Source organism: Paenibacillus tyrphae, from assembly GCF_024158745.1.
Taxonomy (GTDB): domain Bacteria; phylum Bacillota; class Bacilli; order Paenibacillales; family NBRC-103111; genus Paenibacillus_G; species Paenibacillus_G tyrfis_A.
This window is the reverse complement of sequence record NZ_JAMZAW010000018.1, coordinates 50,564-74,029: the sequence shown is the minus strand read 5'-3', so window position 1 is coordinate 74,029 and position 23,466 is coordinate 50,564. Positions and strand designations below refer to the sequence as shown.

The window sequence follows — 23,466 nt, the reverse complement described above, 5'->3', positions numbered from 1 at the left end:
TAACAGATTCCACGTGACGAAAGCGGAGGAAATAACGTGAAGACCAGCATTGTTATTGCGACTTACAATAAACTGGAATATACACAATTATGTATTGAAAGTATTCGGCAATTTACGTCCCATCATGATTATGAAATTATTGTGGTCGATAATCATTCAACTGACGAAACGGTGCCATGGTTGCGTAGCCAATCTGACATTAAAGCCATTTTCAACAACGAGAATTTGGGCTTTCCAAAAGCGTGCAATCAGGGGATCGAAGTTTCTAGTGGTGATAACATTTTATTATTAAATAACGATACGATCGTAACAAGCAACTGGCTAACCAATTTATTGACCTGTCTTTATAGCAGAGAAGAAGTCGGTGCCGTGGGATCAGTTACCAATAGTTGTTCCTACGGGCAAAGTATTCAAGTCCCGTATAATTCGATTGAGGAAATGCATACATTTGCCACACAGTATAATCAAAGCTCCAATCCAGCACTGTGGGAAGATCGGCTGAAACTCGTAGGTTATTGTATGTTAATAAAGAAAAATGTGCTGGATAAGGTAGGTCTGCTAGACGAAAGATTTACGCCGGGGAATTTTGAAGATGACGATCTTTCCCTACGCATAAAGTTGGCAGGATATAGGTTGGTTTTGTGTCGGGACACTTTTATCCATCATTTTGGAAGTGTTTCTTTCAGAAACAACGTAGATTCCTATAATAAATTACTTTTCACCAACCAAGAAAAGTTTGTTAAAAAGTGGGGATTTAGTCCGGAAGATACGATAATTCGTCCTGGGCTTGTTAAACAGATTGATGCTGTGTCTACCGATCCTATTCGTGTACTTGAAATAGGAAGCGGTTGTGGCGGTACCCTTCTTTATATAAAAAATCAATTTCCTTATGCTGAAATCTATGGCGTTGAGACCAATCCTTCTGCTATAAAAGTGGCTACCGAGGTAACCAGGCATATTTATTCGTCTCTCGAGGAAATTTCTGACCAATACTCCGAAGATTTTTTTGAAATCATTATTGTTGGTAATTTGGGGCAGTTCAATGAAAACAACATAAATAATACCAAAAGATTACAAAAATTATTAACTGAAGATGGGCAACTAATTACAATTGCTCCCAACTTGCTTCACTATCGGATAATAAAGAAAATGCTTGAAGGGACGGTTAATTCTTCAGAACTTCAAAATTGGAAACTGTCGGATATTGAAGAAGCTTTCAATGCAGCAGACTACTCGGACTTAGAGATTGTTGGCCTCGTAGAAGAAATTTCTTCAAGTGATCAAGCCTTTATCCGTAGTCTGGCTGAAACAGCAAGACTCAGTACTACAAAGCCATATGAAATACAAAGTTACATGATCAAGGCATATAAAAAAAGCAGTAAAGTACATAATGTTAAGGAGCTTATTAATAATCTTTTGATCCAAAATAACGTGCTCGCTAGTTTGAAGAATCTTGCAAAAATTGACATAGAAGTTGTTTTGAACATCATTGACGAGGCAGGCTACGAACAGAAAATCGATTTGCTTAACTTTATTGCAGTTCAATTTATGGAGCATCAGAAAATAGAGCTGGCGTTGCCTTATTTAAACAGGGCTTTTGAACTTGATATAAACTATGATCCAACTTTATTGAATTTAGGATTGGCAATGTATACACAAGGCCATGATCAGTTGGCGTTGGATTGGCTAAGTTTAATTTCTAATAAAGATAGTAAGGTCGAACAATGGATCAGACAAATCGAAACGGATCTCTACACGAAAAATTACGAAAAGCATAAATTAAAATTTTTGCTTCGAAGATTAGAAAATGATGTTGATGGGGAGACCAGTTTGGTAGAGTTACTTCAAATGCTGGGTAATGGAGAACTCACAATCGAACAGATTTATCAAGTCGTTGATAATGATATGATTGAAAAATCTCAACTATTCACCCAATTGGCAGTTTCTTGTTTTGAAAATAATATGCTAGAGTTAGTCTTTCCCTTCTTTGAGAAGGCGTTAGAATTCGATATGGATAATCAAGATGCATTGTATTTGTTATCACGTATCTTATATGAACTTGGTGAATTTGAAAGCGCCAAAATACATCTTCACCGTGTACACGTTAAAAATAGTGATGTAGAGGATCTTATGCGAAAGTTAAGTGAGGTAAACGTGGTATGAATGCAAATAAGGTTTGTTTTATTACCTGTTACAATGATGAGGTGCTTTACCACGAGTGTTTGAAATATATTCATTCTTTAAATGTTCCCGAAGGGATTGAAGTTGAAACCCTGGGGGTTTTCGAAGCAGAGAGTATGGCTGCTGGATATAACAAAGCAATGCAAAGCTCGGATGCCAAGTATAAAGTGTATTTACATCAAGATACATTTATTATAAACAAGAATTTCATATTTGACGTCACAGAACTATTCTTACGTAACCCTATTATAGGCATAATGGGAGTAGTAGGAGCAGAATACCTGCCGCTCAATGGTATTTGGTGGGAAGCTAGAAGCAAGTATGGGGTAGTGCATGAGAGTTCTACAGGAGTTCTAAAGAAGCTCGAATTTAATAATCAAATCAAAGATTATAGGTCGGTAGCAGTTGTAGATGGGTTAATCCTAATAACACAGTATGACTTGCCTTGGAGAGAAGACTTGTTTGAGGGTTGGCATTGTTATGACTTGTCTCAATGCTTGGAATTTATCAAAAATGGTTACGAGGTAGCAGTACCTAGACAAGATAAATGCTGGTGTATTCATGATTGTGGTATTGTTAATGTCAGCAATGGTTTTAAGGAGAGTATAAATATAGTTTCGCAGAGCTACGGAGACATAATTACTGATCGATATAAACTTTTTTTAGACCAAAGCATAAATCGTTTAGCGGATGAATTACAACGAAGGAAGAATGCAGATGAAATAAATCATGAATATGAAAAAATTCTATTATATAAAGAACTGCTGCAAGTGGAGTTCGAGATATACGCTTAGTAATATGCTTTGATTTTTTCTAAACTCAAAGAAAATAATGTTATTTATCAAAAAACAGAATCGATTGTTAGGTCAAGATCAAGGCTTATTGAATATATATGGACGAGAGAGTGATCTTCTTGCAACTTCTTCTAAACCAGCAAAGATTTGAAAGGGTTTCAGCACAATTTTTTCATCATTTTAATAAAAAGAATTATGAAGATGCATTAAGATGGGCAGAAATCGCAGGTTCATGCGCTTGGTTCACACATCCTGGGTTTTATATGCATCAAGAAATTGAAGAAGGACTTCATAATATAGGGTACAATCTGGATTCAGTTGATGTTAATTTCTCATGGTGTTTGCCTAGAAATATAGGGCAAGGACGAAAATGGTTGCACGTATTAACCGCCGCTTATACAACAGGAGGGCATACCCGATTAGCGGAAAGATGGATGACATCATCCTCTGATGATGATATTCACTCATTTATTTTACTGGACCAAGATGCTGAAATACCAAATTGGCTTATTGCCGCTTCCCAAAAAACCGGAGGATCATACATTGTTCTTCCTTCTGAAATGGGATTTATGGAAAAGGCCAAAGTTTTAAGAAATATATCAAGAGACTGGGCTGATATTATAGTTCTGCATATACATCCTAATAACGCGCTTTGTTCTGTTGCTTTTAGTGAAAATGAAGGGCCGCCGGTAATGTTTGTAAATCATGCTTCATTATGCTTCTGGTATGGGGTGGGGGTATCTGATGTTGTATTAGATATGGGATTACAAGATCAAAAACTAACCATATCACAGCGGCGAAGTAAAAATAATAAGTTATTGCCACTCCCTTTAAATATTCCCGATTTAAAGCAACCTTTAAGATTTTACAAGGAAAAATTAGGTTTAGACCCCGGCTCTGTAGTCATGCTTACTTCTGCACCAGGATATAAATACCGGCCATATGAACACCTCAATTTTCAAAATACTATGATCGACATTTTGAATCGTTCCCAAAATAAAAATGTTATCCTCGTTGTGCTTGGCGTTGATTCACATGATATAAATTGGAGAGAAGCAATCGAAAAGACTGGTGGAAGGATAAAAGTGATGGGGTTGCAAAAAGATGTTTTTCCATATTACGGAGCAGCGGATTTTTATTTAGAAAGTTTTCCATTCGGCTCGTTTACAGCGTCGCTTGAAGCTGCGGCCATGGGTAAGCCAATTGTTTCGGCTCCTATGCCTATTTCTCCATATTTGGTATTGGGGCCCATTGATGGAAAGGCTGAAAATGCCGAAAGTATGGAAAATTATATAGCTTTAGTGGAGGCTTATATTCATGATGTGAAGTTCAGAATTGATTCCGCTGAATTACAGCGGAAATCGGTAACAGCAACACATTTAGGTACAGCATGGAGAGAGAAAATAAAAAATATAGTAGAAGACATGCCTAAGAATCATCGAGTAGGTTTTTTAATAGAAAAACAAAATGACAACAACCAAGATGTGAATAAACTGAATCATGTTTTATCATGTCTCCAACCAATACAAGGTAACTTTAATTTATTATCTGGTACGTTAAATAAGTGGTTAAATAGACACTTATAAAAAACTATCGAATTAGTTTAACAATAACTGCAATTGAATCCGGCATTAATATATGGATCAAGTCTCAAACTGTCGTGGAGTCGAATGTTATTTTATATCGGTGTGTGTACCACACCCCTGTGGACAATGTGCATAACTCTGTTGATAACTTTGCGAAAAATGTCGATAAACCGCGACACAACAGGCTTTTGGGCTGTGAGTATTTTATTAACGTCATGTTAATACTCGAATTTTCGAAATATTTCAGCAACACGGCCAAGTTCGATTGACAGCGAGGAGCGGGGGATGATATATTCGAATTGTGAGCGATGCTTGCAGTTATTTGATAATGAAGGGAATGTTTTACATGCAAGGTAAAGTTAAATGGTTTAACGCAGAAAAAGGTTACGGTTTTATCGAGCGTGAAGACGGTGGCGACGTATTCGTACACTTCTCCGCAATCCAAACCGATGGCTTCAAAACTTTGGAAGAAGGCCAATCCGTTGAGTTCGATATCGTAGAGGGCGCACGCGGTCCTCAAGCGGCTAACGTCGTCAAGTTGTAATCATCCGGCCGGTTTCGGCCGCTCGTAATAGATGGTTATTGTTTGAACAAAATTAGCGCGAACTTGATCACACCCTTGGGGATCCAAGGGTGTTTTTCGTGCGTCCGGACCGTGACAGAAAAAGACCCGAGGAGAGCGCTTACACGGCTGCCATAAATTGTCCAAATATTTTGTAAATTTTCCTCGAATTTTATGAAGGATTTTTGAAGGCGGGGGGTGAATATAGTATAATGTAAGTATGAAAGGAGGAGTCGCACATGAAATTCAACATTCGCGGTGAAAACATCGAGGTAACGGAAGCGTTGAAAGACCATGTCGAGAAAAAATTAGGCAGACTGGAACGCTACTTTGAAGCTCCCCCTACATCTGAAGTTAATGTCACCCTGAGCGTTGTGAAAGGCATGCAAACCGTTGAGGTGACGATTCCGCTTACGGGCCTTATGCTGCGGGCGGAGGAGAAGCACGCCGATATGTACGCAGCCGCCGATCTGGTTGTGGACAAGTTGGAACGCCAAATCCGCAAGGCTAAAACAAAAGCCAATCGCAAAATTCGCCTGGATGGCGGCATTAAAGATCTGTTCCGGATGGAACTGCCGGACGCTTCCTATTCCCTGGACGATGAAGAGGATTACGAATTGGTGCGGACGAAGCGTTTTACGCTGAAGCCGATGGATGTGGAAGAGGCGATTTTGCAAATGAACATGGTAGGCCATAATTTCTTCGTGTTCTCCAATTCCGATACTGCGCAAGTCAACGTGGTCTACAAACGCAATGATGGAAAGTACGGCCTCATCGAGCCGGCCAGATAAACCGTCCGATTACTTAAGAAAAGAACCGAGCTTGTTCGAGCGTTTCAGCGGTGCGTCTAGCGATGCCTGCGGCGTTCGGGCAGGCTCTTTTTTAGTAGATTCGGGAAATCGGGGTCGGTTTGTTGCGGCGAAAGGCGCAAACTGTTACAATTTAGGATAGGCTACTGTTTTATAAAGGAAGGGGATTAGCAAAATGCTAGGACTCGTTAAAAAAATATTTGGCGATTCGAATGAGCGTGAACTAAAGCGCATGTGGAAAGCCGTGGAATACATTAATTCTCTCGAACCATCCATTGAGCCGCTTTCCGATGAACAATTGCGTGGCAAAACTGTTGAATTCCGCGAGCGTCTGGAGAAAGGCGAGGATCTGGACGATCTGCTGCCGGAAGCATTCGCTGTTGTACGCGAAGCGTCCAAGCGCGTTTTGGGCAAGCGTCACTATGACGTGCAGTTGATTGGCGGCATGACGCTACACGAAGGCAAAATCGCAGAGATGCGTACAGGGGAAGGGAAGACGCTGGTCGGTACGCTCCCGGTGTATTTGAATGCCCTCCTCGGCAAGGGCGTGCACGTCGTTACGGTCAACGATTACTTGGCCCAACGGGACAGCGGCGAGATGGGCAAGATCTACGAATTCCTCGGGATGACCGTCGGGGTCAACCTGCCGAACCTGTCGCACGATGCGAAGCAGCAGGCCTATGCTTGCGACATCACCTACGGAACGAACAACGAGTTCGGTTTCGACTATTTGCGCGACAACATGGTCGTGTACAAAGAACAAATGGTACAGCGTCCGCTTTATTATTCGGTCATTGACGAAGTGGACTCGATCTTGGTCGACGAAGCCCGTACGCCGTTGATTATTTCCGGACAGGCTGCCAAATCGACGGATCTGTATTATATTGCAGATCAGGTCGTTAGCCGGTTGGAAGAGGAAGACTTCACGGTTGACGAGAAGCTCCGGTCCGTTGCTTTGACCGAACCGGGAGTGGCGAAGGTGGAACGTGCCTTCGGTATCGAAAACCTGTTCGATCACGACCACGTACAGATCAATCACCATGTTCAGCAAGCGTTGAAGGCTCACATCATCATGCGCCGCGATGTTGACTATGTCGTACATGAGGGCGAGATCGTAATCGTAGACGAATTTACCGGCCGTTTGATGACGGGCCGCCGTTACAGCGAAGGGCTCCATCAGGCGATTGAAGCCAAGGAGAAGCTGCAGGTGCAGAACGAGTCGATGACGCTCGCGACGATCACGCTGCAGAACTACTTCCGGATGTACCGCAAGCTGTCCGGGATGACCGGTACGGCGAAGACGGAAGAAGAAGAATTGAAGAAGATTTACAACCTGGACGTTATTGTCGTTCCGACAAACAGACCGATGATCCGGAAAGACATACCGGATGTTGTGTACAAGTCGGTGGCCAGCAAATTCCGTGCGGTCGTAAACGAGATCGTGGAGCGGCATAAGAATAACCAACCGGTGCTCGTCGGTACCGTATCGATTGAGAACTCCGAGCGGCTATCCGAGATGCTGAAGAAGAAAGGCATTCCGCATAAAGTCTTGAACGCGAAGTACCATGCGGAGGAAGCAGAAATCGTCGCACGCGCGGGTCAACCGGGCAGCGTGACGATAGCGACCAACATGGCGGGACGCGGTACGGACATTATGCTTGGGGACGGAGTAGCTGAAGTCGGCGGGCTGCATATTATAGGTACGGAGCGGCACGAAAGCCGCCGGATCGACAACCAGCTCCGCGGTCGTGCAGGCCGTCAGGGCGACCCGGGGTCGTCTCAGTTTTACTTGTCGCTGGAAGATGAACTCATGCGCCGTTTCGGAGCGGAGAACATCATGGGCATGATGGACCGCCTTGGGTTCGAGGAAGATCAACCGATCGAGAGCAAGCTGATCTCCAGAGCGATCGAATCGGCTCAGAAGCGGGTCGAGGGCAACAATTTCGACGTGCGGAAAATCGTCCTCCAATACGACGATGTCATGAACCAGCAGCGGGAAATTATCTACAAGCAGCGCCGCGAAGTGATCGAGTCCGAGAACATTCGCGACATCGTGCTTGGCATGATGATGCCGGTGATCGATCGGGTTGTCGAAGCGCATTGTCCACCAGATCTCGTTCCGGAAGAATGGGATTTGCAGGCGATCGTCGACTACGCGAACGGCACGTTCCTGCATGAAGGCCAACTGAGCAAAGACGAGCTGTGGGGCAAAGAAAAAGAAGAGATCGTCGAATATATGAAAGATCTCTTGATGCGTCTCTACGAAGAGCGCGAGCAGCAGATCGGTCCGGAATTCATGCGCGAGTTCGAGAAGGTTGTCGTACTTCGAGCCGTCGATAGCAAATGGATGGACCACATCGATGCGATGGATCAGCTGCGTCAAGGGATTCATCTCCGGGCGTACGGCGGTACGGACCCGCTGCGCGAATACCAGTTTGAAGGCTTCGAGATGTTCAATGAGATGATTCAAAGCATCCAGGAAGAAGTTTCGACCTACATCATGAAAGCTCATGTGGAGACGAACCTAGTGCGCGAAGCGGTGGTCGATGAGCACGAGATGGCCACGAACGGTGAACCGGCGCCGAAGAAGCCTGCAGTAAGCGAAGACCGGATCGGACGAAATGATCTGTGTCCTTGCGGCAGCGGGAAGAAATACAAACAGTGCCACGGCGTGTAGCTTAAATTAAATGTCTGGCGAGTCAATGGTGCGGTAAATGTATAGGAAGCGGGAGGTCGGGGCGTCGCTCCGGTCTCCCTTTTCGGTAACAGGGTACAAAATTAACGGATAGAGGTGCTGAATGATGTTAGAAGCGGATGTAAAGCGGGATTTGCAAGAAACGGCCAAGCGATTGGCTGAGCTCAGGGGGTCTCTTTGACTTAGATCTGAAGCTTGAGCAGATCGCGGATTATGAAGAGAAGATGTCGGCGCCGGATTTTTGGGACGATAACGAACGGGCGCAGAAGCTGATTGGAGAAGCGAACGGGGTCAAAAGCGTAGTCGACGAGTTCCAGGCGTTAGCGTCGGAATACGACGATCTCGAGGTTATGGCTCAGCTCATACAGGAGGAGCAGGACGATAGCATGGCGGGCGAGATTGAGGCCGGGATCGCTTCCCTCGTCAAGAAGCTGGAAAACTTTGAGCTGCAGCTGCTGCTCAGCCAGCCGTACGATCGTCTGAATGCGATTCTGGAGCTGCATCCGGGCGCGGGCGGTACGGAATCGCAGGACTGGGCGGAGATGCTGCTGCGCATGTACCGTCGCTGGGCCGAGCAGCGCGACTTCAAGGTCGAGGTGCTCGACTATCTGCCGGGCGATGAGGCCGGTGTGAAAAGCGTGACGCTGCTTATTAAAGGGTATAACGCTTACGGCTATTTGAAGGCGGAAAAAGGGGTGCACCGCTTGGTGCGCATCTCTCCGTTCGACGCGTCGGGGCGCCGCCATACGTCGTTCGTCTCGTGCGACGTCATGCCAGAAATTGACGACGACGTGGAAATCGAGATCCGTACGGAGGATCTCAAGGTCGATACGTACCGCTCCAGCGGAGCGGGCGGCCAGCACATCAATACGACGGACTCGGCGGTACGGATTACCCACCTTCCGACGGGCGTCGTCGTCAGCTGCCAGACGGAGCGTTCGCAGATTAAGAACCGCGAGCGCGCAATGAAAATGCTCCGGTCCAAGCTGTACGAGAAAAAAATCGAGGAACAGCAAAAGCAGCTCGCGGAAATCCGCGGCGAAGTATCCGACATCGCTTGGGGTAGCCAGATCCGCTCGTACGTATTCCATCCTTACAGCATGGTCAAGGATCATCGGACCCAAGAGGAAACAGGCAATGTCGGCGCAGTGATGGACGGCGATTTGGATGCATTTATCGACGCCTATTTGCGCCAGCAAATCAATAAGCCGGATAAAGAAAACGGCGCATCATAAAATTAAACAGGCAAGCTCATCCTACACGTTAGTAGCGGCTTCGTATTCCGCTGGCATCGCCAACTCCCGAAGGAGTTTTGGCTCGGCCAGGGAAGAAGCCGAAACTGGCGTGTAGTTTTTTTTATATGCAGGGGGAGAGCGGATGTCGGTAATCGAAGGCACCGGAAGATCGGGCAGACGAATGGGATGGAAGGGGCAGGAAGCAGCTGCCCTGCCCCGCTGGCAGGGATTGCTTAAGGAATACGGTCTTCTGCTCCTCGGTTCGCTCCTGATTGCAGTCAGCTTTAATGTATTTTTGAGCCCGAATCAGGTTGCATCGGGCGGGGTGACGGGCATCAGCATCATTGTGCAAACGCTATTCGGCTTCGAGCCGGCCTATACCCAATGGGCCCTGAACATCCCGTTGTTTTTTGCCGGTACTTTGCTGCTGGGAAGGCAGTTCGGCGTCAAAACGGCGGTCGGGTCAGTGGTGCTCCCCTTGATGGTTCTGCTGATGCGCGGGCTCCCTTCCTTGACGAGCAATTTATTGCTTGCCAGTATTTACGGCGGCATCCTCATCGGGATGGGATTGGGGCTTGTGTTTCGCGGCAGGGGGTCGACAGGGGGCTTGGATTTGGCCGCGCAGCTTGTCCACCGATACACCGGCATTAGCCTCGGACTGTGCGTTGCGATGCTGGACGGGCTGGTTATTTTATCGGCGGGGATCGTGCTGTCCCCGGAAAAAGCAATGTACGCACTCATCGGGTTGTTTGTGACAAGCAAAACAATCAGTGTCGTGCAAATCGGATTAAATTACTCTAAAGTAGCGTTTATCGTCTCGTCAGTATCGGACGCAATAAGAGAAGCGATTTTGTATGAGTTGGACCGGGGGCTGACGGAGCTGGAAGCCAAAGGCGGGTATACCGGCCAAAGCCGTACGGTATTGATGGTTGTGGTCGGGCAAACGGAAGTGACCCGGTTGAAAACGCTGGTCCGGAAGCTGGACCCGGAGGCTTTTGTGATCCTGAGCGATACGAACGAAGTGTTAGGGGAAGGGTTCAAGCTGATGGGTTCCGGAGCAGGGCCCTAGGAAAGGGAGAAGAGGGCTGCGGGCGGGTTGGCCGCGCGCAGCCGCTCCATAGGTGACTGTTACAAACAAGGTACGGTGAGAGGCTGGGGGGCGAATGGAAGGCGGCAGTGCCTGGCACCCCGCAGCATAATGCCTAATGGGAGAGACGCTTGAGCGGCTAACTGCCGGATGACTCTGAAATTCTCTCCGGGTGTGAATAGACATTGAACGAGCTGCCGCGGATAAAGCCGACAACGGTAATGCCCAACTCGTCGGCAAGCTCGAGCGCGAGATCGGTCGGCGCAGACTTGGAAAGCAGCGTGCCGACGCCCATTTTGGATGTTTTGATCAGTACCTCCGAGCTGACGCGCCCGCTGAATGCGACGACTTTGTCTTTCATCGATAAGCGCTCGCGCAAGCAGTGGCCGAACACCTTGTCGAGCGCGTTGTGTCGGCCGATGTCCGTGCGGCAGACGAGCAGGCGATCCGGGGAGCAGAGGGCGGCGTTATGCACCCCGCCCGTTTCGCGAAACAGCTCTGAGCCGTCCTGCAGCTGCCGGATCAAGACGATACATTGAGCCGGAGTAATCGTCCGCCGCGACATGATGGTCTTGGCTGTCCGGACATCGCTGCGAAAATAAAACTGGCGGCCTTTGCCGCAGCATGAGCCGATGAACCGCTTGGAATGGTCCAGGCTGCGGCCTCGCTCCGGATGGAGCAGGCGGACTTGGGCCAAGCCGCGGCGAGGATCGACGGCGAGACCGATCACCTCGGCAGCCGTTCGGATGACGCCTTCGGAGGCGAGAAAGCCGAACGTCAAATCTTCCAGATCGGTCGGAGTGCAGACGATGGTAGCAAACTCCTTTCCGTCGAGCTCCAAAGTAAAAGGCCTTTCCGAAGCGATCCGATCGTTCTGGGCTTGAAGCTTTTCCCCGTCATAATGCCAGACGGTCCGGCTCTCCACCGGACGATCCTCATCCATCGACCTCACCCGCTTTCCGTCTCCAGCTCTTCAATGCGCCGTTCCACGTACTTCGTATCCTTGAAGGCGTGATAGGTCTCCGCTTTCTCCACGATGACTGTCGTATTGTATTCCGGAATGCCTGCGAACGGTTCATATACCCCTTTCGGGATCAGCACGTTCCCCTCCGGCCAATGGACTTCGATATTGCCTTCCTTGATACGTTCCCATTTTACCCGGCCGTGAAACGCTCCGTACCGGTTGTAGACGACGATGGCGTCGCCTTCCCGAAGCTGAATCGTCCGCCCATCCAGCTCGTTCATCAGTACATCGTACCGGTCTGCACCGTTGAACGGATCAGTCTCGCTGTAGACCATGGAATTGAACTGCTTGCCCCGGCGGGTCGTCACGTAAAAATGCCCCTCGGGCTTACGCAGCTCGGGCAGCTCAATCGGCAGCAGCGTCCCCCGGCCATCCGGTGTCGGACAGATGCCGCCCTCGCAGAGCCAGGCGCCGCCCCACTGAAACACGTCGCCGCGATGGCGCAAATGCTGAATGCCGTCGTAATTTGGCGCGGCCAGAGCAATTTCCTCGCGGATCGCGAAGGCGTCTTCGCAGCCGACCAAGTGCTTCGCTTCCGGTTTGACGCGGGCGGCGAGATCGACGTAGATGGCCCATTCCGCGCGGGCTTCCGGCATTCGGGGCCCTTCGATCTCCGGCGAGAAATACACCATTCGCTCCGTTGAGGTGGACGTCCCTCCGCCAGGCTGCTCATAGCGGGTCATGGCAGGGAGGACGATGACCGTTTCTTTCGCATCGACCAGAGTCGACGTGTTCAGAATAATATCCTGATGCACGCGGAGCTCGACATGGGCGAGGCAGCGCTCCACAAATTCCGGGTCCGGCATTGTTTCGAGAAAGTTGCCACCGGACGTGTAAAATACCTTCAGTTTCCGCTCGTGATCTTCCGGCAGCAGCGCATTTTCCAGCGATACGCCGACGATGTCCCCCTGCCATTTCGGCAGGGGAAAGTTCCACAGCCGCTCGATGCGCTCGATATCGCCACCTTTGAACTCGCCGCCCGGCAGGCTGAACGGATCGGCTCCCATCTCGCCCGAGCCCTGCACGCCGCTGTGGCCGCGGATCGGCATCAGGCCGCAATGCTCGCGGCCCAAAAACCCGCGCAGCAAGGCCAGATTAGCCACCTGCGAAATATTGTCGGTGCCGAAGCGGTGCTGCGTCAGCCCCATGCTCCATATGAACACGGCCGATTTGGCGGCAGCGAGCATCCGGGCGAATTCTCCCATGCGCTCGCGGGACAGGCCCGACGACGATTCGAGCAGCGTCCAGTCCTGGCGCATCACGTGGGTCCGCAGCTCTTCATAGCCGTTCGTATGCGCCTGTACGAACTCGTGATCGACGGCGGAGCCTGGATCGGCATATTCCATCTCGAACCAATGCTTCATGACGCCGTTCATAAAAGCGATATCCCCGCCGATATGAACTTGATAGAAGTCGTCGGTCAGCTTTGTGCCGAACAAAGCCGATTCCGCTATCGACGGAATCCAGTATTGATCCATGGACGGCTCATAATACGGGTTGATGACGATGATTTTCGTCCCTTTCCGCTTGGCCGCGTACATGTACTTCGTTGACACCGGCTGGTTGTTCGCCGCCACGCTGCCCCAGAAGACGAGCACGTCCGTGCCGATCCAGTCTTTGTAGCTGCAGCTCGAAGCTCCGATCCCGACGGACCGTTTCAACGCCGTTTTAGATGGAGAATGGCAGATGCGGGATGCGTTGTCGATATGATTCGTCCCAAGAAACCGCGCTACCTTGGCCGCGGTGTAATACGATTCGTTCGTGATGCCGCGCGCCGTCAAATAGAAGGCGAGCTGCTTGGGATCGATGCTGCGGATTTTGGCGGCAATTTCGTTCAGGGCTTCATCCCACGTGATCCGGCTGAACCGGCGCTCGCCTTTGCGGCGGATAAGCGGATACGGCAGCCGGCCGAGCTTGCGCAGCGCGGTGCTGTCCAGCCGGCGCAGCTCGTCGATATCCGCATGCAGCACTTCTTCCCGGATCGCCGGCATCGTGTTCAGCCGCAGCACGTTGAGCCGGGTGGTGCATAGGTGCGGGCCGTTCAGCGTCTGATCGTATAGCCCGGAGACGCCAAGCGCGCAGCCGTCGCACACGCCCTGAGTCAAGATGCGGGCCGCGTAGGGGAGTTGGTCGCGGTTGTCCCAGAATGCTTTGAACGTATCGCGGATATGCCGCGGCTTGATCCGGTTCAGGCCGAACGGCACCTTGCTGACCCACAGCGACGGATCGGGGCGGGAAGGGAGCGAGATGCGCCCGGTATGTTTCGTAGTACCCATAGAGAGAAGACCACCTTTTCGTGAAAATGGGATAAAAAAAGCCGCAAAGATACAGCTCCCGATTTCCGAACGGTTGCGGAAGACGAGAGCGGATCTGTTGCGGCGGTTAGTCTTGAGCAGGTTCGCTGCCAAGTGCCAACGGCACATATGCAATTGGTAGTGCGGGGGAAATCGTGCGCTTGCTGTGCAAATTGGCTAAGTGCTGAATTTCTTTTCAATATTTTCGTCAAATACGAATATACTCATGCCGATATCTTTATCGAGGTCGATATCTACGAACAGATCAACGAAGTTCGCGCCGAGCAGCTCTTCCATTTCTACCGGCCGGTGCAAACGGTACATTTCCTTAACCATCTCGGTGCGTGCCGAACGCAGCGCCTGCTTCCCGTCGGCGGCGGAAGCGATGAATTTCTCGACGGGGGACAGGTTGCCCTCCATCTCGCAGATGGCCCAATGCTTGCAGAACGTCGTGCGTATCTCTCGAGGGCCTTTGCCCATATGGCGTTTGCGAAACGCTTTCACCAGATTGCCGAATTCGGCCTCTACTTTATTCATTCGGAACAACTCCGTTTACGGCGACGTTTTTGCTTTATAGATATAGAATTTATAAGTTATCAGCGGAGCTGATTGAATTCTATATCGCAAGAAAAGCTTCCACTAAAACACGAATGTATCTTCCTCGAAAAGACTTCGATAAGTAGCTTTTCTTATAAATTTTATCATGGGGGAAGCTTCAGTTCAAGGGTCCGGTCCGGGGTAATATATACGCTTGCCTGCGTGTACAGAGTAAGATACGATGGGGGGGAAAGTTAGGCTCCGATGCAATGATAAACGCTTGGCGGCAGCGAGCTTTCACCCGGGCGGACAGCGGGGCCGGGCAACGAATAAGGGAAAAATTTCGTTGAATTATTATGCTTCAGAATGTATAATAATACATAGTTTGCAAGTGGAGGGACGGAACATGACTACAAAATTAAGAGCGGCGATCGTCGGATCAACCGGCTACGGCGGGGTAGAGCTAATCCGGCTTTTGCTGGCGCATCCGAATGTGGAGATTACCTCGGTAATTTCCTCCTCGAGCGCCGGAGCCCCAATTGCGGACGGCTATCCGCATTTGAATCAAATTTTGACGGACCGGCTGGATGCGGTCGATGTCGAGCTGATCCGAAGCAAAGCGGACGTCGTCTTCCTGGCAACGCCGCACGGGGTCAGCACCGAGCTGTCGCCGAAGCTGCTGGATGCCGGACTGAAGGTCATCGATATTTCGGGCGATTTCCGCCTGCAATCGGGTGACGTATACGAGACGTGGTATAAGCATAAGCCGGCCGATCCGGAATATTTGAAGAGAGCCGTTTACGGGCTGTGCGAGGTGTTCGGAGAAGAAGTGCGAGGGAAGGATTTCGTTTCCAACCCGGGCTGCTATCCGACGGCAACGCTGCTTGGTCTGGCGCCGCTTGCCGCAAGCGGCTGGATCGATCCGAAATCGATCATTGCGGACGCGAAGTCGGGCGTATCGGGTGCGGGACGCGGTCTCAGCCTGCTCGTGCACTATTCGGAGATCAACGAAAACTTCTTGGCTTATAAAGTGAACAAGCACCAGCATACGCCGGAGATCGAGCAGGCGCTGAGCCGGCTTGCCGGGGAAGAAGTCGTGATGACGTTCACGACGCATTTGGTGCCGATGACGCGCGGCATACTTTCTACGATTTATGTGAATCTCAAAAGCCCGCGGAGCGAGGATGATATTCGCGAGCTGTACCGTCAATATTATGAGGGACGCAAGTTCGTGCGCATCCGGGACAAGGGGAAATACCCGGCGACGAAGGAAGTTTGGGGCTCGAACTACTGCGATATCGGGCTGTCGCTCGATTCGCGCACGGGGCGCCTGACGATCGTGTCGGTTATTGATAATGTAGTCAAAGGGGCGGCCGGGCAAGCCGTTCAAAACTTGAATTTGATGATGGGCTGGGATGAAGCGACGGGTCTCGCTTTCACTCCGGTATATCCATAACGTAAGGGAACAGGTGAGGAAAGTGATGGCGACAAAAGTTAACGATGCGTTTACGATAGTGCCGGACGGCTCCGTGACGACGCCCAAAGGATTTCGTGCGGGTGGGCTGCACTGCGGATTGAAAAAAACGGAGCGCCACGATCTCGGCGTCATTGTGTGCGAGGTGCCCGCAGAAGCGGCAGGCGTCTATACGCTGAACCAGTTTCAGGCGGCTCCCCTGAAGGTGACGCAAGAGAGCATTGCGCAGGGCGGCAAGCTGCAGGCGATGCTGGTGAACAGCGGCAACGCCAATGCCTGCACGGGCCAGAAGGGCGAAGACGATGCGCGCGCGATGCGTGCGGCAGGCGCCCAAGCGTTCGGCGTAGCCGAGCATTTGGTCGGCGTGACGTCCACAGGCGTGATCGGCGAGCTGCTGCCGATGCCGAAGGTGCTCGGAGGCATCGAGAAGCTTCCGGCGGCGGTCAGCGCGGACGGCGGGGACGACTTCTGCCAGGCGATTTTAACGACCGATCTGGTCAAAAAAGAAATTTGCGTCCGCGTAACGGTGGGCGGACGTACCGTGCACATTGCCGGGGCGGCGAAGGGATCGGGTATGATCCATCCGAACATGGCGACGATGCTCGGGTTTATGACGACCGACGCGAACATCGAAAGCGCCGAGCTGCAAAAGCTGCTGAACGACGTCACCGATTCGACGTTCAACATGATTACGGTCGACGGCGACACGAGCACGAACGACATGGTCGTCGTCATGGCCAGCGGACTGGCGGAGAACGAGCGCTTGACGCCGGAGCATGCGGACTGGGCGGCATTCAAGGCTGCGTTCAACCATGTCGGTGAGTACTTGGCCAAGGCGATTGCGCGGGACGGTGAAGGCGCGACGAAACTAATCGAGGTCACTGTGGCGAATGCGGATTCGCGTGAAGCGGCACGGGCGATTGCGAAGACGGTCATCGGCTCGAGCTTGGTGAAATCCGCTTGCTTCGGCGCCGATGCCAACTGGGGACGCATCATTGCGGCGGTCGGCCGAGCGGGGTATCCGGTGAAGACGGAAACCGTCGACATCCGCCTCGGCGATATTGTCGTGCTGAAGCAATCGCGTCCGGTGAAGTTCGACGAGGAGCGGGCTGCGGAATACTTGAAGGGCGATTTCGTGCTCATCCATGTCGACCTGCATATGGGCGAAGCGTCAGCGACGGCGTGGGGCTGCGATTTGACCTATGATTACGTGCGAATCAACGCGGCGTACCGGACGTAGTTTGAAGCGCGGCAAATAAGGCGAAAACAAACCACCCGCAACCCCCGTGTTGCAGACCGGTGAAACGATAAAGGGGAACGGTTCGGATGAGCAATTGTTTTGTGATGAAATGCGGCGGCAGTACGCTTGCGGCGCTGCCGAAGCTTTTTTTCGACGATTTGAAGCGGCTGCAGTCGGAAGGCATCATTCCCGTCATCGTGCACGGCGGCGGTCCGGCGATCTCGGACACGCTTGGCAAGTTGGGCATTGAGTCCGAATTCGTGAACGGCCTTCGCAAAACGAACGAAGCCGTCCTCGATGTGGTCGAAATGGTGCTGGCTGGACAAATTAACAAAGAAATCGTCCGCAAAATCCAGCTTTCCGGGGCGAAAGCGCTTGGCTTATCCGGCGTCGACGGTCATCTGATTGAGGCGTCGCCGGTGGCGAACGCGCACGAGATCGGACTTGTCGGCGATGTAACGCAGGTGAATGCGGAGCTCGTGCAGGGCATCGTGGCGATGGGCTACATCCCTGTTATCGCGCCGGTCGGCATCGGGGCCGACGGCGGCCAACGCTACAACATCAACGCGGATACGGCGGCCGGCGCGGTCGCTTCGCATCTGGGCGTGGAGCGGATGATCGTCGTGACGGACGTGCCCGGCATTATGAAGACCGTGGACGGCGAGAAGCGTGTTTTGCCTTCGGTCACCGTCCGTGAGATCGACGAAATGATCGCCAGCGGCGAAATTTACGGCGGCATGATCCCGAAAGTACGCGCGGCGGTACAGTGTATTCAAGGCAAGGTGCGCGAAGTCGTCATCGTCAACGGCGCAGAGCCGGAAGTGCTCAGCCGGGCGCTGAAGGACGGCGGAATCGGCACCCGCATTGTGAAGGAATAATTGGGGGCATTATCCAAAAACGATCCGAGACAAAGGAGTGAACGACATGGGAGAGGCTCAAAGCGCATTGTTTCCGAACTACGCACGGTATCCTTTTACGTTTGTGAAGGGGGATGGCAGCCGTCTGTGGGATGAGCAGGGCAAGGAGTATCTGGATTTGATGTGCGGGCTGGCGGTGACGAACCTCGGGCATGCGCCGAAGCAGGTGACTCAGCGGCTCAAGGAGCAGGTCGATACGCTCTGGCATACGAGCAATTTGTTCCACATTCCGAACCAGGAGAAGCTCGCTCAGCTTCTCGTGGAAAACAGCTGCGCCGATGCGGTGTTTTTCTGCAACAGCGGCGCGGAGGCGAACGAAGCGGCGATCAAGCTGGCGCGGCGCTATTTCAACAAGGTGCTCGGCCAGCCGCAGCGCTACGAGATTATTACCTTCGACATGTCGTTCCACGGCCGGACGCTGGCTACGCTGACGGCAACGGGACAGGATAAAGTGAAAGAGGGCTTCGCGCCGCTGCCGGAAGGCTTTGTCTACGCGCCGTACAACGACGCGGATGCTTTGGAGAAGCTGATCGGCGACCGGACGTGCGCGATTATGCTCGAGCTGGTGCAAGGCGAAGGCGGCGTCAATCCGGCGGACCCTGCGTTCGTGAAGCGGGTGGCGGAGCTGTGCAAGCAGTACGGGCTGCTGTTCATCCTGGACGAGATCCAGACCGGAATGGGACGCACGGGCAAGCTGTTTGCTTATGAGCATTACGGCATCGAGCCGGATTTGTTCACACTGGCCAAAGGGCTGGGCAGCGGCATGCCGATCGGCGCGCTGCTCGGCAAAGCGAAGCTGCGCGAAGCGTTCACGGCAGGAAGTCACGGCTCCACCTTCGGCGGGAACTACTTGTCCACCGCGGCGGGTATTGCGACCGTGGAGACGATGCTGGCGGAGAAGCTGCCGGAGCGGGCGGCGGAGCTGGGCAATTACATTATGAACGAGCTGAAAACGAAGCTGGCAGACAATCCGCTTGTAGGACAGATCCGCGGGCTCGGGCTGCTGATCGGCATCGGTTTGACCGTGCCGGCGGCGGAGCTGATCTCGGAAATTCACGGGCAGGGCGTGCTCGTCGTATCGGCAGGACCGAACGTGATCCGTTTGGCGCCGAGCTTGTTGATCTCGAAGGAAGATTTGGATCGCGGACTGGAGACGATCTGCAGCGTACTGGCGAAGAAAGCCGCAGCCGCTGTCTAGGCTGACAAAGAAACGCATACCGAAAGGAGAGACATCCATGGCGGGAACGGTACAACAAGATTTGGCGGTTCAGCTCAGAGGGCGCGATTTTATCGGCTTGGTCGACTACGCGCCGGAAGAGATTCAATATTTGATCGAGCTCGCGGTCGAGCTCAAGAGAAAGCACAAAGCGGGGGAAGCGTACCAGCCGCTCAAAGGCAAAACGCTCGGCATGATTTTCGAAAAATCGTCCACGCGGACACGGGTATCGTTTGAGGTAGGGATGTATCAGCTTGGGGGCCATGCGCTGTTCCTTAGCAAGAACGACCTGCAAATCGGGCGCGGCGAATCGATTCACGATACGGCGCAGACGCTGTCGCGTTATTTGGACGGCATCATGATCCGTACCTTCGCGCACCGCACGGTCATCGAGCTGGCACGGGCGGCAACGGTACCGGTGATCAATGGATTGACGGACTTGTCCCATCCGTGCCAGGCGCTGGCGGATTACCAGACGATTTATGAGAAAAAAGGCCGTCTGCAAGGGCTCAAAGTGGCCTATATCGGTGACGGGAATAATATGGTACACTCCTTATTGATGGGCGCGGCCAAGCTTGGCGTCAATTTCGCAGTAGCGACGCCGGAAGGCTACGAGCCGGACGAAGAAGTGCTCCGTCAATGCAATGAAAGTGCCGCTAAAACGGGGGCATCCATATACGTGGGAGCCGACCCGAAAGAAGCGGTGGCGGACGCGGACGTCATTTATACGGACGTATGGGCCAGCATGGGCTTCGAGGCGGAGCAGAAAGAACGGGAAATCGCGTTCAAAAACTATCAGGTCAACGACGAGCTCGTGAAATATGCGAAAAAAGACTTCCTGTTCATGCACTGCTTGCCGGCGCACCGCGGGGAAGAAGTGTCCGAAGGGGTCATCGACGGACCCAACTCCGTCATCTTCGACCAGGCGGAAAACCGGCTGCATGCGCAAAAAGCAGTCATGGCAGCGATCTTGTAATATTCGGAAAGCTTACAATTAAAGGAGAGCGGGAACTACATGGCAAAGCAAAAAATCGTATTGGCCTACTCGGGCGGCCTCGATACGTCGATCATTCTGAAATGGCTGAAAGAAACGTACGATGCCGAGATCATCGCGTTTACCGCGGATATCGGACAAAAGGAAGAGCTGGACGGCTTGGAGGAGAAAGCGCTGAACACCGGTGCCTCCAAAGTATACATCGACGACCTGCGTGAAGAATTCGCCCGCGATTTCATTTATCCGATGTTCCAGTCGGGTGCGCTCTATGAAGGGCAGTATCTGCTCGGCACCAGCATCGCGCGGCCGCTGATCGCGAAGCGCATGGTCGAAATCGCGCGCGCGGAAGGCGCTACGGCGATCGCTCACGGCGCTACGGGCAAGGGCAACGACCAAATCCGCTTCGAGCTGACGGCTGCGGCCTTAACGCCGGAGATCGAGGTCATCGCGCCTTGGCGTCTGGAGCAGTTCCGCGAGCAGTTCCCGGGCCGGGCCGAGATGATTGCTTACGCCGAGAAGCACGGCATTCCGGTCACCGCTTCGGCGGCCAAGCCGTACTCGATGGACCGCAATCTGCTGCACATCAGCTATGAGAGCGGCGTACTCGAAGATCCGTGGTTCGACGCGAGCGCACCGGAGAACAAAGACATGTACCTGCTGAGCGTGGACCCGGAGGATGCTCCGGACCAAGCAGAATATGTCGAGCTGGAGTTTGAGCAGGGGAATTGCGTGGCCGTAAACGGCGAGCGTATGATTCCGCTGCAGGTCATGGAGAAGCTGAACGAGCTGGGCGGCAAGCACGGGATCGGCCGCGTCGATATGGTGGAGAACCGCTTCGTCGGCATGAAGAGCCGCGGTGTGTACGAAACCCCGGGCGGCGCCATTCTGTTCTCCGCTCACCGCAAGATGGAATCGCTCACGATGGACCGCGAAGTCATGCATCTGCGCGACTCGCTCATCTCGCGTTACAGCTCGCTTGTGTACAACGGCTTCTGGTTCGCTCCGGAGCGGCTTGCGCTGCAGGCGCTCGTCACCGAGAGCCAGAAAAACGTGAGCGGCACGGTCCGCCTCAAGCTGTACAAAGGCAACGTGATCGCCGCCGGCGTGAAAAGCCCGGTCAGCTTGTACAACCCGCACATTGCAACGATGGAAGCCGATCCGACGCAAGCGTACAACCAAGGCGATGCGACAGGCTTCATCCGTTTGAACGCGCTGCGTTTGCGCGTCGCTTCCGGTGTCGAGCAGAACGCGGCAAAATAAATGGCGGCAGGCGGGAAGCCGGCCATCATCAGCCTGTAACACTTCGAGCCTTAGGGTTTTCCGTCAGCGGGAAGCCCTAAGACTTTGTATACCGAGCAGTACTCATTCGATGCATATGATATAGGAAAAGGGGGACGCTGATATGTCCAAGCTGTGGGGCGGACGGTTTACGAAAAAGACGGACCAACTGGTCGAAGAATATACGGCGTCGATCCTGTTCGACAAGGAGCTGGCCGAGGAGGACATCCAGGGCAGTCTGGCGCATGTGACCATGCTGGGCAAATGCGGCATTCTTCCGGCAGACGACGTGGAGAAAATCAAGGACGGTTTGCTGAAGGTGCAGAACGTCATTCGCCGGGGCGAAATGGAATTTTCCATTAGCGACGAAGACATTCATATGAACATCGAGAAGGCGCTGATCGACGAGGTGGGCCCGGTCGGAGGCAAGCTGCACACCGGCCGCAGCCGCAACGATCAGGTAGCTACGGATATGCATCTATGGCTTCGCAAGCGGGTCGTGGAGTTTGTCGGTCTGCTGAACAAGGTGCAGGAAGCGCTGATCGGACAAGCGAAAGCCAATCTTGACACGATCGTTCCGGGCTACACGCATTTGCAGCGGGCGCAGCCGATTTTGTTCGCTCATCATCTGATGGCGTACGTGTCGATGTTCCAGCGCGACATCGAGCGTCTGCAGGACAGCTACAAGCGCGTGAACGTGCTGCCGCTGGGTGCTGGGGCGCTGGCGGGGACGACGTTCCCCATCGACCGTCACTTCGTGGCGGAGCAGCTCGGCTTCGACGGTGTGTACGAGAACTCGCTCGACGCGGTGAGCGACCGCGATTTTATTCTGGAGTTCCTGTCGAACGCGGCGACGATTATGATGCACCTCTCGCGCCTTAGTGAGGAGTTCGTGCTGTGGTCCAGTACAGAGTTCCGGTTCATCGAGCTGGATGACGCCTTCTGTACCGGCAGCAGCATTATGCCGCAGAAGAAAAATCCCGATGTCGCCGAGCTTGTGCGCGGCAAAACGGGCCGTGTCTATGGCAATCTGTTCGGCCTCCTGACCGTGCTGAAGTCGCTGCCGCTCGCCTACAACAAGGATATGCAGGAAGACAAAGAAGGCATGTTCGATACGGTCCGCACGCTGCAGGGCGCACTGCAATTGTTCGCACCGATGATCAGCACGATGAAGGTGAACAAGGACCGGATGCGACAAGCCGTCAACCAGGACTTCTCCAATGCGACGGATATTGCAGACTACTTGGTGAACAAAGGAATGCCGTTCCGTCAAGCGCACGAAGTCATCGGCAAAACCGTACTTTACTGTATCCAAAACCAAAAGTATTTGCTCGATCTGAAGCTGGAAGAATTCCACCAATTTTCCAAGCAGTTCGATCAGGACATCTACGACGTGCTCCAGCCGGAGAGTGTCGTAAACGCCCGCAACGTCTACGGCGGTACCGCCGCTGCGCAGGTAAGTCAAGCGATCGAACGGGCGGAAGCTGTTCTGGCCGGCTCGTCGGCTTGGTTCGAGGAATTTTTCGCAAAAAGCAGGTAAGTA

The 23,466-nt window shown here is 52.3% G+C and carries 18 protein-coding genes; 15 read left to right on the top strand and 3 right to left on the bottom strand.

Annotated elements, in window-relative coordinates; all coding sequences use genetic code 11:
• Window positions 1-36: 36 nt before the first annotated feature.
• From NI000_RS24745 to NI000_RS24710, 8 genes are all read left to right on the top strand, one after another.
• Window positions 37-2,163 carry a glycosyltransferase gene (locus NI000_RS24745; protein ID WP_253414053.1) on the top strand — a complete coding sequence of 709 codons (2,127 nt, stop codon included), beginning with the start codon at window positions 37-39 and terminating at the stop codon, window positions 2,161-2,163.
• Entirely contained in the window at window positions 2,160-2,975 is an 816-nt protein-coding gene (locus tag NI000_RS24740; RefSeq protein ID WP_253414052.1) for a glycosyltransferase family protein, read from the top strand. Before NI000_RS24745 ends, NI000_RS24740 begins: the two co-directional genes overlap by 4 nt.
• Window positions 2,976-3,073: 98 nt before the next feature.
• Entirely contained in the window at window positions 3,074-4,561 is a 1,488-nt protein-coding gene (locus tag NI000_RS24735) for a glycosyltransferase (protein WP_253414051.1), read from the top strand.
• Between the two features lie 346 nt (window positions 4,562-4,907).
• Entirely contained in the window at window positions 4,908-5,105 is a 198-nt protein-coding gene (locus tag NI000_RS24730; protein ID WP_010496818.1) for a cold shock domain-containing protein, read from the top strand.
• Window positions 5,106-5,362: 257 nt separating this feature from the next.
• Entirely contained in the window at window positions 5,363-5,914 is a 552-nt protein-coding gene (hpf, locus tag NI000_RS24725) for a ribosome hibernation-promoting factor, HPF/YfiA family (RefSeq protein ID WP_054973334.1), read from the top strand.
• A 193-nt stretch (window positions 5,915-6,107) separates the two neighbouring features.
• Window positions 6,108-8,609, top strand: a complete 2,502-nt coding sequence (gene secA, locus NI000_RS24720; protein ID WP_253414050.1) for a preprotein translocase subunit SecA — start codon at window positions 6,108-6,110, stop codon at window positions 8,607-8,609.
• Window positions 8,610-8,733: 124 nt separating this feature from the next.
• Window positions 8,734-9,862, top strand: a protein-coding gene (gene prfB, locus NI000_RS24715; RefSeq protein ID WP_253414141.1) for a peptide chain release factor 2 whose coding sequence is annotated in 2 segments (ribosomal slippage) — window positions 8,734-8,805 and window positions 8,807-9,862 — 1,128 coding nt in all. Because the reading frame shifts where the segments join, the coding sequence is not laid out codon by codon here.
• Window positions 9,863-10,043: 181 nt separating this feature from the next.
• Window positions 10,044-10,931 carry a YitT family protein gene (locus NI000_RS24710; RefSeq protein WP_253414140.1) on the top strand — a complete coding sequence of 296 codons (888 nt, stop codon included), beginning with the start codon at window positions 10,044-10,046 and terminating at the stop codon, window positions 10,929-10,931.
• Between the two features lie 157 nt (window positions 10,932-11,088).
• Here NI000_RS24710 and fdhD read toward each other — a convergent pair whose 3' ends face one another.
• The 3 genes from fdhD to NI000_RS24695 all read right to left on the bottom strand — a co-directional run bounded on the left by fdhD (window position 11,089) and on the right by NI000_RS24695 (window position 14,804).
• Window positions 11,089-11,892 (bottom strand): formate dehydrogenase accessory sulfurtransferase FdhD, encoded by an 804-nt coding sequence (fdhD, locus tag NI000_RS24705; RefSeq protein WP_253414139.1) that lies wholly within the window; start codon window positions 11,890-11,892, stop codon window positions 11,089-11,091.
• A 5-nt stretch (window positions 11,893-11,897) separates the two neighbouring features.
• Entirely contained in the window at window positions 11,898-14,249 is a 2,352-nt protein-coding gene (locus NI000_RS24700) for an FdhF/YdeP family oxidoreductase (protein WP_253414049.1), read from the bottom strand.
• A 195-nt stretch (window positions 14,250-14,444) separates the two neighbouring features.
• Window positions 14,445-14,804, bottom strand: coding sequence for a DUF2294 domain-containing protein (locus NI000_RS24695; protein ID WP_253414048.1), 360 nt, complete (start codon window positions 14,802-14,804; stop codon window positions 14,445-14,447).
• Window positions 14,805-15,210: 406 nt separating this feature from the next.
• Here NI000_RS24695 and argC point away from each other — a divergent pair, with 406 nt between their 5' ends.
• The 7 genes from argC to argH all read left to right on the top strand — a co-directional run bounded on the left by argC (window position 15,211) and on the right by argH (window position 23,463).
• Window positions 15,211-16,260, top strand: a complete 1,050-nt coding sequence (gene argC / locus NI000_RS24690; RefSeq protein ID WP_253414047.1) for an N-acetyl-gamma-glutamyl-phosphate reductase — start codon at window positions 15,211-15,213, stop codon at window positions 16,258-16,260.
• A gap of 25 nt (window positions 16,261-16,285) precedes the next feature.
• Window positions 16,286-17,518, top strand: a complete 1,233-nt coding sequence (gene argJ / locus NI000_RS24685) for a bifunctional glutamate N-acetyltransferase/amino-acid acetyltransferase ArgJ (RefSeq protein ID WP_253414046.1) — start codon at window positions 16,286-16,288, stop codon at window positions 17,516-17,518.
• A gap of 86 nt (window positions 17,519-17,604) precedes the next feature.
• Window positions 17,605-18,396 (top strand): acetylglutamate kinase, encoded by a 792-nt coding sequence (gene argB / locus NI000_RS24680; protein ID WP_253414045.1) that lies wholly within the window; start codon window positions 17,605-17,607, stop codon window positions 18,394-18,396.
• 46 nt (window positions 18,397-18,442) lie between these two features.
• Window positions 18,443-19,633 carry an acetylornithine transaminase gene (locus NI000_RS24675; RefSeq protein ID WP_253414044.1) on the top strand — a complete coding sequence of 397 codons (1,191 nt, stop codon included), beginning with the start codon at window positions 18,443-18,445 and terminating at the stop codon, window positions 19,631-19,633.
• A 37-nt stretch (window positions 19,634-19,670) separates the two neighbouring features.
• Window positions 19,671-20,627, top strand: coding sequence for an ornithine carbamoyltransferase (gene argF / locus NI000_RS24670; RefSeq protein ID WP_054973343.1), 957 nt, complete (start codon window positions 19,671-19,673; stop codon window positions 20,625-20,627).
• A gap of 39 nt (window positions 20,628-20,666) precedes the next feature.
• A complete protein-coding gene (locus NI000_RS24665; RefSeq protein ID WP_253414043.1) occupies window positions 20,667-21,905 on the top strand; it encodes an argininosuccinate synthase in 1,239 nt (412 codons plus the stop codon).
• A 142-nt stretch (window positions 21,906-22,047) separates the two neighbouring features.
• Window positions 22,048-23,463, top strand: coding sequence for an argininosuccinate lyase (gene argH / locus NI000_RS24660; RefSeq protein ID WP_253414042.1), 1,416 nt, complete (start codon window positions 22,048-22,050; stop codon window positions 23,461-23,463).
• Window positions 23,464-23,466 lie beyond the last annotated feature (3 nt).

Bases quoted from the DNA above. Each gene is read 5' to 3' on its own strand.
- NI000_RS24695 (WP_253414048.1), bottom strand. From the start codon at position 14,804: ATGAATAAAGTAGAGGCCGAATTCGGCAATCTGGTGAAAGCGTTTCGC.
- argC (WP_253414047.1), top strand. From the start codon at position 15,211: ATGACTACAAAATTAAGAGCGGCGATCGTCGGATCAACCGGCTACGGC.
- NI000_RS24735 (WP_253414051.1), top strand. From the start codon at position 3,074: ATGGACGAGAGAGTGATCTTCTTGCAACTTCTTCTAAACCAGCAAAGA.
- NI000_RS24730 (WP_010496818.1), top strand. From the start codon at position 4,908: ATGCAAGGTAAAGTTAAATGGTTTAACGCAGAAAAAGGTTACGGTTTT.
- NI000_RS24700 (WP_253414049.1), bottom strand. From the start codon at position 14,249: ATGGGTACTACGAAACATACCGGGCGCATCTCGCTCCCTTCCCGCCCC.
- secA (WP_253414050.1), top strand. From the start codon at position 6,108: ATGCTAGGACTCGTTAAAAAAATATTTGGCGATTCGAATGAGCGTGAA.
- argB (WP_253414045.1), top strand. From the start codon at position 17,605: ATGAGCAATTGTTTTGTGATGAAATGCGGCGGCAGTACGCTTGCGGCG.
- NI000_RS24710 (WP_253414140.1), top strand. From the start codon at position 10,044: ATGGGATGGAAGGGGCAGGAAGCAGCTGCCCTGCCCCGCTGGCAGGGA.
- NI000_RS24665 (WP_253414043.1), top strand. From the start codon at position 20,667: ATGGCAAAGCAAAAAATCGTATTGGCCTACTCGGGCGGCCTCGATACG.
- hpf (WP_054973334.1), top strand. From the start codon at position 5,363: ATGAAATTCAACATTCGCGGTGAAAACATCGAGGTAACGGAAGCGTTG.
- NI000_RS24740 (WP_253414052.1), top strand. From the start codon at position 2,160: ATGAATGCAAATAAGGTTTGTTTTATTACCTGTTACAATGATGAGGTG.
- argH (WP_253414042.1), top strand. From the start codon at position 22,048: ATGTCCAAGCTGTGGGGCGGACGGTTTACGAAAAAGACGGACCAACTG.
- NI000_RS24675 (WP_253414044.1), top strand. From the start codon at position 18,443: ATGGGAGAGGCTCAAAGCGCATTGTTTCCGAACTACGCACGGTATCCT.
- argF (WP_054973343.1), top strand. From the start codon at position 19,671: ATGGCGGGAACGGTACAACAAGATTTGGCGGTTCAGCTCAGAGGGCGC.
- fdhD (WP_253414139.1), bottom strand. From the start codon at position 11,892: ATGGATGAGGATCGTCCGGTGGAGAGCCGGACCGTCTGGCATTATGAC.
- argJ (WP_253414046.1), top strand. From the start codon at position 16,286: ATGGCGACAAAAGTTAACGATGCGTTTACGATAGTGCCGGACGGCTCC.